The 13,981-nt window shown below is 40.2% G+C and carries 16 protein-coding genes; 11 read left to right on the forward strand and 5 right to left on the reverse strand.

All coding sequences use genetic code 11. The features are described 5' to 3' along the window. Positions 1-171 precede the first annotated feature (171 nt). The gene (locus MTN96_RS05895) at positions 172-918 is read left to right on the forward strand and encodes a YciK family oxidoreductase (RefSeq protein ID WP_004587787.1); all 747 of its coding nucleotides are present in this window, start codon (positions 172-174) and stop codon (positions 916-918) included. A gap of 228 nt (positions 919-1,146) precedes the next feature. On the opposite strand, the gene rluB is transcribed toward MTN96_RS05895, so the two are convergent. The 4 genes from rluB to MTN96_RS05915 all read right to left on the reverse strand — a co-directional run bounded on the left by rluB (position 1,147) and on the right by MTN96_RS05915 (position 3,929). Next, a complete protein-coding gene (rluB, locus tag MTN96_RS05900; protein WP_004587786.1) occupies positions 1,147-2,016 on the reverse strand; it encodes a 23S rRNA pseudouridine(2605) synthase RluB in 870 nt (289 codons plus the stop codon). After that, entirely contained in the window at positions 2,013-2,603 is a 591-nt protein-coding gene (gene scpB, locus MTN96_RS05905; protein ID WP_248442535.1) for an SMC-Scp complex subunit ScpB, read from the reverse strand. Before scpB ends, rluB begins: the two co-directional genes overlap by 4 nt. Before the next feature lie 151 nt (positions 2,604-2,754). Further along, entirely contained in the window at positions 2,755-3,276 is a 522-nt protein-coding gene (locus MTN96_RS05910) for an EF-hand domain-containing protein (protein WP_004587784.1), read from the reverse strand. Positions 3,277-3,497: 221 nt separating this feature from the next. Then, complete coding sequence (locus MTN96_RS05915; RefSeq protein WP_126006751.1) at positions 3,498-3,929, reverse strand: exonuclease III; 432 nt, start codon at positions 3,927-3,929, stop codon at positions 3,498-3,500. Between the two features lie 241 nt (positions 3,930-4,170). On the opposite strand from MTN96_RS05915, the gene xthA reads away from it, so the two are divergent. Genes xthA through MTN96_RS05930 form a run of 3 tightly spaced genes read left to right on the forward strand, consistent with a single transcriptional unit; the run spans position 4,171 to position 6,427 of the window. Continuing rightward, positions 4,171-4,977 carry an exodeoxyribonuclease III gene (xthA, locus tag MTN96_RS05920; RefSeq protein WP_248530949.1) on the forward strand — a complete coding sequence of 269 codons (807 nt, stop codon included), beginning with the start codon at positions 4,171-4,173 and terminating at the stop codon, positions 4,975-4,977. A 5-nt stretch (positions 4,978-4,982) separates the two neighbouring features. Then, positions 4,983-5,630 carry an energy-coupling factor ABC transporter permease gene (locus tag MTN96_RS05925; protein WP_248442539.1) on the forward strand — a complete coding sequence of 216 codons (648 nt, stop codon included), beginning with the start codon at positions 4,983-4,985 and terminating at the stop codon, positions 5,628-5,630. Next, a complete protein-coding gene (locus MTN96_RS05930; protein WP_248530950.1) occupies positions 5,627-6,427 on the forward strand; it encodes a putative RNA methyltransferase in 801 nt (266 codons plus the stop codon). Before MTN96_RS05925 ends, MTN96_RS05930 begins: the two co-directional genes overlap by 4 nt. Before the next feature lie 132 nt (positions 6,428-6,559). On the opposite strand, the gene yfbV is transcribed toward MTN96_RS05930, so the two are convergent. After that, positions 6,560-7,006 (reverse strand): terminus macrodomain insulation protein YfbV, encoded by a 447-nt coding sequence (gene yfbV / locus MTN96_RS05935; protein WP_024034026.1) that lies wholly within the window; start codon positions 7,004-7,006, stop codon positions 6,560-6,562. Positions 7,007-7,306: 300 nt separating this feature from the next. Here yfbV and MTN96_RS05940 point away from each other — a divergent pair, with 300 nt between their 5' ends. The 7 genes from MTN96_RS05940 (at position 7,307) to MTN96_RS05970 (ending at position 13,962) form a co-directional block, all read left to right on the forward strand. Further along, on the forward strand, positions 7,307-8,521 hold the full coding sequence (locus tag MTN96_RS05940; RefSeq protein ID WP_126008737.1) for an acetate kinase: 1,215 nt from the start codon (positions 7,307-7,309) through the stop codon (positions 8,519-8,521). Between the two features lie 2 nt (positions 8,522-8,523). Beyond that, positions 8,524-10,683, forward strand: coding sequence for a phosphate acetyltransferase (gene pta / locus MTN96_RS05945; protein ID WP_004587777.1), 2,160 nt, complete (start codon positions 8,524-8,526; stop codon positions 10,681-10,683). Positions 10,684-10,909: 226 nt separating this feature from the next. After that, on the forward strand, positions 10,910-11,299 hold the full coding sequence (locus MTN96_RS05950; RefSeq protein ID WP_004587776.1) for an ACT domain-containing protein: 390 nt from the start codon (positions 10,910-10,912) through the stop codon (positions 11,297-11,299). Further along, complete coding sequence (locus tag MTN96_RS05955; protein ID WP_248442542.1) at positions 11,300-11,797, forward strand: PTS glucose transporter subunit IIA; 498 nt, start codon at positions 11,300-11,302, stop codon at positions 11,795-11,797. A gap of 4 nt (positions 11,798-11,801) precedes the next feature. After that, positions 11,802-12,146, forward strand: a complete 345-nt coding sequence (locus MTN96_RS05960) for an ArsC family reductase (RefSeq protein ID WP_248530951.1) — start codon at positions 11,802-11,804, stop codon at positions 12,144-12,146. After that, on the forward strand, positions 12,146-13,276 hold the full coding sequence (gene dapE / locus MTN96_RS05965) for a succinyl-diaminopimelate desuccinylase (RefSeq protein WP_055253265.1): 1,131 nt from the start codon (positions 12,146-12,148) through the stop codon (positions 13,274-13,276). The genes MTN96_RS05960 and dapE overlap by 1 nt, the downstream gene beginning before the upstream one ends. Continuing rightward, entirely contained in the window at positions 13,276-13,962 is a 687-nt protein-coding gene (locus tag MTN96_RS05970) for a M15 family metallopeptidase (protein ID WP_248442544.1), read from the forward strand. The genes dapE and MTN96_RS05970 overlap by 1 nt, the downstream gene beginning before the upstream one ends. Positions 13,963-13,981 lie beyond the last annotated feature (19 nt).

Raw genomic sequence — 13,981 nt, forward strand, 5'->3', positions numbered from 1 at the left:
GTTTAATCAGTGTAGTAAAGTTAAAACAATGTAATCAGTTTATTAATGAGACATTAGACCAGTTAAACTTAACGTAAAGTTTATAATTCCGCCACCTAAATTTTCAATAAATTCGATTACTTGACGATTTGCTATGTTAAAATCAAAAAAATTTTATAAATTGGTATTTATATGCAAACTTATCAAGCAACTCCAAATGCACTTCAAAATAAAGTAATTTTAATTACAGGTGCCGGCGATGGTATTGGCCGCGTAGCAGCAATTACCTACGCAAAGCATGGCGCGACAGTTATTTTACTTGGTAAAACAACTAATAAGCTCGAATGCGTTTACGATGAGATTGTCAATGCTGGTTACCCTCAGCCTGCTATTGTGCCAATGGACTTAAAAGGCGCGACAAAACAAAACTACCGCGATTTAGCAGCTACAATCGAAAGTCAATTTGGCCGATTAGACGGCTTATTGAATAATGCCGGTATTTTAGGTTCGCTAGGGCCACTTGAGCACTTTTGCTCTTCTACGTTTGAAAACATCATGAAAGTGAATGTTACTGCGCAAGCAATGATCACCAAAGCGCTATTCCCTGTGCTGCGTAAATCAGAAAATGCCTCTATTGTTTTCACTTCATCAAGCGTTGGCCGTAAAGGGCGCGAATTTTGGGGGCCTTATGCAATATCTAAATTTGCAGTTGAAGGCATGATGCAAACATGGGCCTGCGAAGTAGGTAAAACCAATATCCGTGTAAATTGTATAAACCCTGGCGCAACGCGTACCTCTATGCGCGCATCAGCGTATCCAGGGGAGGATCGCGATAAGCTTGCTACCCCAGAAGATTTAATGCCAACGTATTTATATTTAATGAGTGATGACTCGAGCGATGTAAACGGTGAATCTCTCGATGCGCAACAAAAAAAGTAAACTACATTTTTAATTATAAAAAAAGCCGCATACATTGCGGCTTTTTTGTCGGTAATTTTTGGTAATTATACCAATTCGCTTAATTAAATTATCTATTTTAAGGCTAGAAAAACGTGTTGTTCGCTTGGCAAAAAATTCGCTATTTAGCTGTGCTAAATAAGCATTTTTTTACCTAGGTAGCGACACGTTTAGCCCCGCAAAATGATTAAGTATTACTACGGATTGGTATTACTTACGCTTAGTTTGCTTAACACGTTGGTTATGCTTTTTAACCGCTTTACGAATTTGGTTAATTTTAGCACGCTTGTCTTTGCGTTTTTCAGGCATAACCGACAGTTTAGTTTGTGTTTCGCGGCCTAATTTAACGGTTTTGCGTAAATAGTTAACGGTTTCTAAATCAAGTTCAGCCCAACCACCTTGAGGAAGGCGCTTATCTAGCTCTAATTTTCCGTAACGAATACGAATAAGGCGCGATACTTCTACATCCTGAGATTGCCATAAGCGGCGAACTTCGCGGTTACGTCCTTCGTTTAGCGTTACATTGTACCAGCGGTTAATGCCTTCACCACCCAAAGATTTAACCGTTAAAAATTTAGCAGGACCATCTTCAAGCTCTACGCCACGCGTTAGGTTTTTAATGGTTTCATTGGTCACTTCACCAAATACACGGGCTGAATATTCACGCTCAACTTCATAACTTGGGTGCATTAAGCGGTTCGCTAACTCACCATCATTGGTAAATAACATTAAACCAGCTGTGTTAATATCTAGTCGACCAACAGCAATCCAACGCTCACCGTCTATGCGTGGTAAACGGTCAAAAACAGTACGACGTCCTTCTGGGTCTTTACGTGTACTTAACTCCCCTTCTGGCTTGTTGTACATAATTACACGACAAATACGGTCGGCTTTTTCTTCAATTTTTACGCTGTGGCCATCAACACGTATTAAGTCTGTTTCCTCAACACGGTCACCTAATTTAGCCACTTTACCATTAACACTTACGCGGTTTGCATCAATGTATTTTTCCATTTCACGTCGTGAGCCTACCCCTGCACGGGCTAGGACTTTTTGTAACTTTTCACCTTGAATACTCATTCGGATGGTTCTCTCACAGAAGGATCACTTAATAACTGGTTTATTTTACTTTCCTGTTGCGCTGGCAATGCAGGGAGTTCATCTAAACCGGTTAACGAAAAATAATCTAAAAATAATTTTGTTGTTGCATAAAGCGCTGGTTTACCAGGTACTTCTTTATGCCCTACTACTTTAACCCACTCTCGCTCAAGGAGGGTTTTAATAATTGCTGTTCCGGTTGTTACGCCTCGTACTTGCTCTATTTCACCACGCGTTATTGGTTGCCTATAGGCAATTAACGACAAAGTTTCTAGTAGTGCGCGAGAGTACTTAGGTGCCCGTTCTTGCCATAAATTACTAAGCCAAGGGCTTAAACTACTACACGCTTGAAAGCGATAGCCACTGCCTACTTCAACTAGCTTGATGCCACGTGTTTGGTAGTGGGTATGTATAGCGTCTATTGCAGTGTTAATTCGTGACATAGAAATAGCTAAATCAGCCAATACAGTATCTTTTAAGTGGCGTTTGCTAACAGGTTTGTCTGCGACAAATATAGCCGCTTCAATGATCTCAATTAATTGTTCATCACTAATTCGACGACCCGCCATAATATTTTGCTTTGCCCTTTAAAATACGTAGCCATCTATTATGACAGAACATCGCAAAAGGGGGAAAATATATCTGCTTTTAAAACAAATTAAATGCACAAAAAAGCCAGCAATTAATGCTGGCTCTTATGTGTAGCGTATTTAGCTAATATTAGCTGTTTTTATAATGCTTTAGTGCATCATCTTCAGCAACGGCTTTACCGTATTTGCTAATGTAGCCTTTAAACTCACCTTTACTGATGCGTTTATCATTGTTGCCATCCATGTAACCAAAATGGTTTGAAATATCATCATCGTCAGCTTCTTCTACTGAGATGTAACCATTTTTGTCGTTATCTAAACTTCTAAAATCATTTTCGATTTTATCAAATTTAGCTATTTTAGCTTTAAACGCCGACTCACTTACTTCGCTGTCAGTCGCTACCTTACCGGTATTTAACTGCATGTAAGTGTTAAATTCTTTACGACTGATCTCGTTATCCATATTGGTATCAATATTTGAAAAGTGGCCCCAGATGCTATCGTCATCTGCTTCTACTTTTGAAATATAACCATCACTGTCGTTATCTAAACTTGCAAAATCGCTATCGATTTTTTCAAGGCCTTGGTTTGAGGCACAAGCGGCTAAACTTAACGAAGCTAATATAGTTGTTGCGAGTGTTAACTTTTTCATAAGACGTATCCTTGTAGTTAGTAAATGTCACTTTAACTAATACAAGTCCAATGCCAAAGTGCACAAGCCGCCAACAATCAATAAGTTACGTGTATTTAGCTTATTTTATATACATTTATCAATTACTTAGCTTTGCAATGATTGCTGCATACCTTGTAATTTTTGCAAAAAAATACCCAGTACAAACTGGGCATTATTTTAATCTACATGTTACCGCGCAATTAGATTGCTGCGTTTTGGTAACGCTTTACAAATTCAGTTACGTTTTGTCCGTTACACTTTAATGAGTTTAAGTTACCAATTTTTTGGCGAACAGGCGCAAGGCCTTGCTTTAACGCTGTGATACATAACTGTGTTTCTTGGTGTGCATCTTTTGCAAACACTTCAACTTTTAATTCAGCAGCTTGGTTAGACGTTACTTTTTTAGCAATGTCGCGAATATCTTGACCATTACATAAAACACTTTTAGAAAAACGCGATAAGTATACACCGTGTTGTGCTGCTTCTTTACGCGCTGCGCTAAAGCCTTCATTTGCACTTAATACACATAATTTAGATTCAAGTTTATTATCTTGGCTAAAGTAAGTGTTGCTTTTTGCTGATACAGACGCAGAGGCTAATAAAGCAGTAGCTAAAAGTAATTGTGTTTTCATGAGAGAGATCCTATTTGAACGACTAAACAAGTAATTTTTGCGCATTATATATTCAATAATCACGAGATCAATTGAATTTTTTATTTATTTAAATAATTAATAAAGCATTTACAATGTTTAAACTTTACGCACCAATTGATCAACATTTGCGCAGCTATTTTCTCATTTCGAGCATGTTATGTAGGCTTATTTGCTGATACAATTTAGTTATAAAAACAGAGTCTAATTAAAGGTAAATTTTATGAAGGTTATTTCTTTCAATATCAATGGTCTGCGAGCTCGCTTACACCAGTTACAAGCAATTATAGATAAACACCAGCCAGACATTATTGGTTTGCAAGAAATTAAAGTTCATGATGAGGCGTTCCCTCTCGAGGACGTACAAAAAATGGGTTACCACGTTTATTTTCATGGTCAAAAAGCGCACTACGGTGTGGCAATGTTATGCAAAAATGAGCCTAAATCGGTCTTAAAAGGTTTTGCCAGCGACACTGAAGAAGCACAAAAACGCATGATAAGTGTGACAGTTGAGCAAGAAAATGGCCGCGACCTAACGGTAATGAATGGTTATTTCCCACAAGGCGATAATATAAATCACGAAACAAAATTCCCTTATAAGCGCCAGTTTTACAAAGATTTAATGACCCATTTAGAAACAAACCACACGCCAGATGAAGATGTTATAGTTATGGGCGATATCAATATTTCGCCTACCGATTTAGATATTGGTATTGGTGAAGTAAACGCTAAACGCTGGCTTAAAACAGGTAAGTGCTCGTTTCAACCAGAGGAGCGCGAATGGCTTGCTAAATTATTAAATTGGGGCTTTAAAGATACCTTCAGAGAGCAAAACCCTGAAACAAGCGACAAATACTCGTGGTTTGATTATCGCTCTAAAGGGTTTGTAGATAATCGTGGCCTACGCATTGATGTTGTACTTGCTACCCATGCCCTTGCCGAGCGATGTATTGATACCGGCATAGATTACGAATTACGCGGCATAGAAAAGCCCTCTGACCATGCGCCAATTTGGTCAACCTTTAAATAATTGCTATGTTAACGCTTAAAATGCAAGGGCTACTTTGGGCCTTTGTTTTAATTATTACCTTTATAAGCGTAGAAAAAAATACCTATAAAGCACTTTATAAAACGCCTGCACGGCAAATAGGGGTACTTGCGTGTGCTTTAGTGTTTGCCATGTTATGGCAAATTAAAGCGGGTATTTTAAGCGGTCTTGATTTACACATTTTAGGTGTAACTGCCGCAACGCTAATTTTAGGGTGGCGCCTTGCTATTTTAAGTAGCCTGCTGGCCAGTGCCCTATTGGCAGCTTTTGCAAACATTGATCTTAATCTTTTGCCCATGCAAATACTGTTTGGTGCATTTATTCCTACATTATTAAGCTACCTTGGCTTTATAATGAGTTATCAGTATTTACCGCGTCACTTTTTTGTTTATATTTTTGTATGCTCTTTTATATTAGCAGGCTTTATTGCATGTCTAAAAATAAGCTTAGGGGCTTTGTTTTATTTGCTTATAGGGCAATATAATTGGCAGGAATTGGCAGATAATTACGTATACCTAAGTGCTATCATTTGGTTTCCTGAGGCAATGCTCAACGGTATGGCCATTACGCTTTTGATCACTTATCGGCCACACTGGGTCAAAACTTTTTATGATAAGGACTACCTAGACTCATGAGTCTGCAATACCAATGCCCTTTATGTAACCACGCACTTTTAAAACATAATTCATCACTTAGATGTGACAATAATCACACCTTCGACTTTGCCAAAGAAGGCTATGTAAATTTATTACCGGTGCAAAACAAAAACTCAAAACAACCGGGTGATTCGCTTGAAATGGTACAAGCAAGACGTGCTTTTTTAGAGCAAGGCTTTTACGCATTTTTACAGCGCGCATTAAGTAATATAATTAGTGAGCGCAAACCAAACGTGCTAATAGATTTAGGCTGCGGCGAAGGATTTTATACTCATGCCATTGCCGATAAAATAGAGGCGCAGGTATACGGCGTCGATATTTCTAAATCAGCCGTAAAATATGCAGCAAAGCGATACCCACAATGTCATTTTAGCGTTGCATCAATTAGCCAGGCGCCTTTTAAGTCAGGCACTGCTGACGTATTACTGAGTGTTTTTGCGCCTTTGTTTGAGCAAGAGCTGGCGCGTTTAGCAGCGCCAAATGCCACATTAGTAGTTGCAAGCCCAGGGCCGTGGCATTTAAAAGAGCTTAAAGAATATATTTATGCAGATGTAGCAAAACACACTGAAATTGACACGCCAAGCGGCTTTATAAAAGCAGATCAAAAGCTCATTACAGAGCAGGTTACGCTTAATTTTTCAGATATTAAAAATTTAATAATGATGACACCATTTGCGTGGAAATTTAGACCTGAACATTGGCAAACTCTTGAAGAAAAAGGCGCCCAAAGCGTCACCCTATCGTTTTACATTACCGAGTTTAGTAAAGCCGATTGATGTTTTAATAACGAGTGTTAGTGAGGAAGTTACTGCCCGGCTATATTGAGTCAGCTCATATGCCAGAGGGAGTGTTATAAATAAATAGAGCAAAGCGTGCGCTCTGCTCATACACTTACAGATAAACGCGCTCTAAAATTGCTCTTTAGTAAACGCTTTATCCATTTTATCAAACATGTCTTTTAATAAGTGTGCAAGCTCCATATAACGGGGCTTGTTTTCGCTTATTTGGGCTTGATAGCCATTTGCCACCATTTTGGTATATAACTCGTTGTACCATTTTTGCATGCTCGGTTCTAATGGTGTTTCGGCTCGCTTACCTAACCAAAACAAGCCTTGTAACGGCAACGATAAAAAAAACAATGCACTGGCAATCGCTTGCGGTAAAAAATCGGGGCCTAAATAGTTAAGCTGAAAAAATAACGTAAGCATGGCTAATATTGGCATTACAGTAATTGCCAGCTCGGTTGCCTTAATTACTTTAAATTCGTTAAACAACGGTGCTAACTCTTTACGCATAGGCCATTTTTTTGCATATGCCCTACCCGTTTGTAATTGTGACATCACACTTTTTTGCATCATGACTCCTCACATCTAAACTTTTAAACCCGTAGCGCCTACTTGCCACTGCCTGTAAGTGTAACACAAATAAATAGCTTCACACTTTAGCAGTAAAAGTTATTGTTTTTGTATATATAAGCAACTAAACACTAAACTAAATTTATTAACTGGGTTAAAATACTCATCTTATAAATTAGACTTTAGTCGCTTTTTTATCACCTATATGGTGGCTAAGTTTACCTTTAATTTGCACCTTAAGTGTATTGTTCATATCTTAACTTACACTTACTAAATTTATTGTTTATGGAAACTGTATCTATGCCAACTACGCCCTCTAAATCACAACACGTTTTAGTATTAAACTGTGGTAGTTCGAGTTTAAAATTTGCCATTATTGATGCTGATAACGGGCATGAAATTATTTCGGGCTTAGCTGAACGCCTAGGTTCAGAAAATCCATCTATTAAATATAAATACCAAGGTGATAAAACCGTTATCACCTTAGCTGCTAATCAAGCGCATGGTGAAGCCATTAATACGCTTGTAAGCCTAATTAAAGATCACCACTTAGATGAGCATTTAATTGCCGTAGGCCATCGTGTTGTACACGGTGGTGAGCACTTTACTCAATCTGCATTAGTAGATGAAAAAGTCATTGCGGGTATTTCAGATGCTTCAAGCCTTGCCCCTTTACATGGTCATGCAAATTTACTGGGTATTTCATCAGCGCAGGCTTCGTTTGCTGGTTTGCCACAGGTTGCTGTTTTTGACACTGCATTTCATCAAACCATGGATAAAGTAGCCTACTTATATGCACTCCCTTACAAGCTATACACAGAGCACGGTGTTCGCCGTTACGGTATGCACGGCACAAGCCACTATTATGTAGCAGGCCAAACCGCTAAATTAATTAATAAGCCTGTTGAGCAAAGCAATTTTATTAGTGCGCATTTAGGTAATGGTTGTTCTGTGTGTGCAATTAAAGGCGGTAAAAGTGTAGATACTAGCATGGGCTTAACCCCGCTTGCTGGGTTAGTAATGGGCACCCGCAGTGGTGATATCGACCCTGGTTTATTTAACTTTTTAACAACACAACTAAATTACGATGCAAAACAAATCGACAACTTACTTAATAAAGAAAGTGGTTTGTTAGGTATTAGTGAACTGTCTAACGACTGCAGAACCATAGAAGAAGCCGCTGTAGCTGGCCATGAAAAAGCCGCCCTTGCACTTGACATTTTTTGCTACCGCCTTGCTAAACAAATTGCCGCCTACATGGTGCCATTACAGCAGTTAGATGCGCTTATTTTTACCGGTGGTATAGGCGAAAACTCAGATATTATCCGCGAAAAAGTAATCACACAACTGGCGTTTTTAGGCTTAGATTGCGATAAACAAGCCAACTTAGATGCGCGATTTGGTAATGAAGGCATTATTAGCTCTGACAACGCGACCACGAAAGCGGTTGTAATGCCAACTAATGAAGAATGGGTAATTGCCCTTGATGCCGCTAACATTGTGAAGGAGCTTTAATTATGGCACGTCGTATTATGTTAATTCCGGTTTCTACGGGTGTTGGTTTAACATCTGTTTCTGTCGGGTTAGTGCGTGCGCTTGAGCAAAAAACCGTGAAAGTTAACTTTTTCAAGCCAATTGCCCAGCCACGTACGGGTGAAACAGGCCCTGAAAAATCAACTCAAATTATTATGCAAGGCTCATCAATTACCCCACCAACTCCTTTTGCATTAAGCTATGCAGAGCAAATGATTGGCGATGGTAAAGGCGATGATTTACTTGAAGAAATAGTAGAGCGCTTTGAAAGTAAAATTAACGATGACGAAGTGGCTATCATTGAAGGTATGGTGCCTACTCGCCGCCAACCTTATGCAGGGCGTGTAAACCGCGAAATAGCCCAAACTCTGGGTGCCGATATTGTATTTGTATTAACCCCTGGTAATTACACCATTACGCAAATTGAAGACCGTTTAGAAATTGCTGCTGGGTATTATGGTGGCATTGATCACCCGCGTGTTTTAGGCTGTATTTTTAACAAAGTGAATGCCCCGCTTGATGAAGAAGGCCGCGCCCGCGCTGATTTGGTCGATTCATACAAAGCAGAAGAGCTCGATAACGAATTAAACCGTTTAGCCTCTTTACCTATTTTTAGAAAAAACCCATTTATGCTGTTAGGCGCCATCCCGTGGGACTTTGATTTAGTTGCGCCGCGCGTTAAAGATTTAAGCGCGTATTTAAAAGCCACCATTATTAACGAAGGCGACATGCTACACCGTCGCTTACGCCGTATTACATTTTGTGCGCGTACTGTATCAAACATATTGAACCACTTTACACCGGGCGCATTATTAGTCACCCCAGGCGATCGTTCAGATATTTTAGTCGCTGCGTGTTTGTCGGCCATGAACGGCACTAAAATTGGTGCTATTTTACTTACCGGTGGTTTTGAACCAGAGCCGCGTATAATGGCGCTGTGTGAACAAGCAATGCAAACAGGCTTGCCTATTTTAGCCACAGAGGCCGATACTTGGCGTACATCATTACTACTGCATAATTTTAATATGGAAGTACCAAGCGATGATGACCAACGTATTGAAAAAGTAAAAGATCACAACGCAGAATATATCGATTCTGATTGGCTTGATACGCTTGCAAAAAATGTTGGCAAAACACGTAAGCTCTCTCCTCCTGCGTTTCGTTACTTACTTACAGATAAAGCCCGTAAAGCGGCTAAAACAGTGGTACTTCCTGAAGGAAATGAGCCGCGTACTATTAAAGCCGCGGCTATTTGTGGACAACGTGGTATTGCAAAAACAGTATTACTTGGCGATCGCGATGAAATAATGCGTATTGCCGAGCAACAAGGTATTGAGCTTAACGAACATGTAAGTATTGTTGAGCCAAAATCGGTGATTAACGACTATGTTGCACCTATGGTCGAAATTCGTAAAAGCAAAGGCTTAACAGAAGTCGTAGCACAAGAGCAATTACAAGATAATGTTGTACTGGGCACTATGATGCTTGAGCAAGGTAAAGTCGATGGCTTAGTATCTGGCGCTGTTAACACAACAGCTAATACAATTCGCCCACCGCTGCAGTTAATTAAAACCGCTCCAGGGTCATCACTTGTATCGTCTGTGTTTTTTATGCTGCTGCCTGACCAAGTACTGGTATACGGCGACTGTGCAATTAACCCTGACCCTAATGCAGAACAATTAGCAGATATCGCTATTCAGTCAGCCGATTCTGCAGCTGCGTTTGGCATAGAGCCACGTGTTGCCATGATAAGCTACAGCACAGGTACTTCTGGCTCTGGCGCCGATGTTGAAAAAGTGCGTGAAGCCACGCAAATTGCTCAACAAAAACGTCCAGATTTAATTATTGATGGGCCATTGCAATACGACGCTGCGATTATGGAAAATGTTGCTCTTAAAAAAGCACCAAATAGCCCAGTAGCCGGTAAAGCTACGGTATTTATTTTCCCAGACCTTAATACCGGTAACACTACCTACAAAGCCGTACAGCGTAGTGCCGATCTAATCAGCATAGGGCCTATGCTACAAGGTATGCGAAAGCCCGTTAACGATTTAAGCCGTGGCGCATTAGTCGATGACATAGTGTACACCATTGCACTTACGGCTATTCAAGCAGCTCAAGTTGAAGCGCTCGAAAACGCCTAAATCAAACTAGTGCTTTTTATAGCCTAGCTAATATTTTCTTATTAATTAATTAGTTAGGCTATTTATACCTACCAATTCCCATACTTATCCACAGAAATTGTGGGTAAGTTTTAAATCCTTATTTCCCACAGCCACACAGCCTTTATTTTAGTGGCTGTTACACCTTTAATTTAAAGCCAATAATCTATACTATTAACTGACTCTATACGCTGTTTGCAGGTTATTAATGTCAAAACAAACATTACAATTACACAGCACACTGTTGTCAATTCATAGTTTAGAAGTGGATGCAGACATTCCTGTAGCGCTATTAAAATTACCCCTATTTTTTATTTCTAAAACTCACGATGAGCTTTCTATTGTTTGCCCTAGTCATTTTGCTATTGAGTGTTTAGATACAGAGCCTGATTGGCAAGCACTTGAAGTGGTTGGCCCGTTGGGGTTTTCTTTAACGGGGATTATGGCCAATATATCTGGCGTGCTTGCAAAGGCTAATATTTCTATTTTTTCTATCTCAACCTACGACACAGATTATATTTTGGTAAAAAAACACACTGCGCAGCAAGCCATCACTGCACTTAAAAACGACGGCTACAATTTAGTAGTAGATCAATAAATGAGAGCAGCCTCTATCGAGTTTTTAGCGCAAAATAAGCTCCCCGCCAGCGCATTAAAAATTACCAGCCCCTTTAGCGGCAAAGTCATTGATTTAAACCAACACCCTGAGCCCTTTTTTAAATTTTCTACCCTTGGGCCAACTATGTTGGTTGCATTAAGTAATCATAAAATTTTAGCGCCCTTTGATGGCACTTTAGTGCAGGTTAAAAATGCAGGATGTGAATTTATTCTCCAAGCAAATAACGGTCTAAAGGTTCTCATTAACTTGTCACTACCGGCGCTGCAGCCTATTACACACACACATATTGCACAGCTAAATGGCAGCAAAATAAGCAAAGGGCAGCGCTTAGCCTACTTTGATTTACGCGAACTTAAATCGCCCTTACTGGCCAGCTTGGTGCTATTAAATGGCCATAACTTAGGCACTTTTCATTATTCACACACGCACGTAAATGCGGGTGTAGACCCCCTTTTAACTATTATTAAGAAGAACTAAACCTATGATCACTCTTTACGGCATTAGTAATTGCGACACCATTAAAAAAGCCAAAAAATACCTCGCCGACAACAACATAGATTTTACCTTTCACGATTACCGAAAAGACGGTGTAAACGAGCAGCTTGTAAATGAATTTGCTGAGCATATTGACTGGGAGCAATTAGTTAATAAGCGTGGCATAACCTATCGCGCACTCTGTGATGAGCAAAAGCAAAACCTAAGCAAAGACACTGCTATAACATTACTTGTAGAGCAACCAGCTATGATCAAGCGCCCAGTGCTTGTAAATAACAACAGCTACCACTTAGGCTTTAAAGCTGCGCAATACGATGAGATATTTAAATAATGACACATGAAGTAATTGCACTTGCACAAGCGCTTATTCAGCGCGAGTCGGTAACCCCTGAAGATGCGGGTTGCCAATCAATGATGAACGAGCGTTTAAAAGCCCTAGGCTTTAATATTGAGTCGTTATTTTTTACCGATACACTCAACACATGGGCCCGAAAAGGAAACCAGTCGCCACACTTTTGTTTTGCAGGCCATACCGATGTAGTCCCTACAGGACCTGCACAAAACTGGCAGCACCCGCCATTTTCAGGCTTAATTGAAGATGGTTTGCTGCATGGCCGAGGCGCAGCTGATATGAAGGGCTCTCTGGCGGCAATGCTTGTTGCTACTGAGCGCTTTGTGGCTAAAAATCCTGATCATAAAGGCTCTATCTCATTTTTAATTACCTCTGATGAAGAAGGCCCCTTTATCAACGGTACAACCAAAGTAATAGATACGCTTGAAGCACGCGGCGAAAAAATTGATATGTGCTTAGTGGGTGAGCCTTCATCGCGAGATGTACTCGGTGATGTAGTAAAAAATGGCCGTCGTGGCTCCCTTACTGGCTTTTTAAAAGTAAAAGGTGTGCAAGGCCATGTAGCCTACCCCCACTTAGCACAAAACCCAATTCATTTGGCTGCCCCCGCCATTACTGAACTTAGCCAAACCGTGTGGGACAACGGCAATGAATTTTTCCCCGCAACCAGCTTCCAGGTATCAAATATAAATGGTGGCACGGGAGCCGGTAATGTCATACCAGGCGAGCTTGAGGTGCAATTTAATTTTAGATTTAGTACCGAAGTAACTCATCAGCAACTGCAAGAACGGGTTAATGCTATTTTACAAACGCATGACTTAAACTACGAATTAAGCTGGATAGTAAACGGCTTGCCGTTTATAACCGAGCATGGCCCGTTAGTTGATGCCACCGTAAATGCGATTAAATCTGTCACGGGCTTAACCACTAACCTCGAAACCACCGGGGGTACGTCAGATGGGCGCTTTATAGCGCAAACAGGCGCAAAAGTGATTGAACTAGGCCCGCGCAACGCCACTATTCATAAAGTAGATGAATGTGTAAGCACCGATGATTTAATCGCTTTAGCTGATATTTACGAGCAAATTTTAGAGCAACTGTTAACCTAATGGCACTCGATACCAATACATTAGCAATGTGTATCACTGGACAAAGTGATACACACCTCACTGAGATTCAATCGCATCGGTTACATACTGATATTATTGATGACTTTTTAGCCCTGCAAAATGGCGCTAAAAATGCTGGCTTTGAGTTGACTATTGCCTCAAGTTTTCGCGATTTTAATCGCCAAGCTATGATTTGGAATAACAAGTTTTTAGGTATACGCCCTGTTTTTAATAAACAGCAACAGATAGTGGATTTAAGCAAGCTAAATGAGCTGGAAAAATGCACGGCTATTATGCTCTACTCTGCCTTGCCAGGAGCTAGTCGGCATCATTTAGGAACCGACCTTGATGTGTATGATACCGCTGCAATTAGCGATGACTATAAGCTGCAACTTACCCCTGATGAATACCAACATGGGGGGCCATTTGCGCCACTCAGCCAGTGGCTTGATAAAAATCTAGCTAAATATGGTTTTTATCGCCCCTACAAACTGGATTTAGGCGGCGTAGCACCTGAACTTTGGCATATTAGCCATATTAAGCAATCTCAGCGGTTAGTAAACACATTGAGTGAAGCGATGCTTTACGAATGTATAAGCAACAGCGATTTAGAGGGTAAGTCAGCTATTTTAGATAATTTACCCGCGCTATATAAACGTTTTATAACAAATGTAAGCCCGCCTTAATAACGGGCTTTTAGTCATT

This window comes from Pseudoalteromonas sp. 2CM28B (assembly GCF_023161935.1).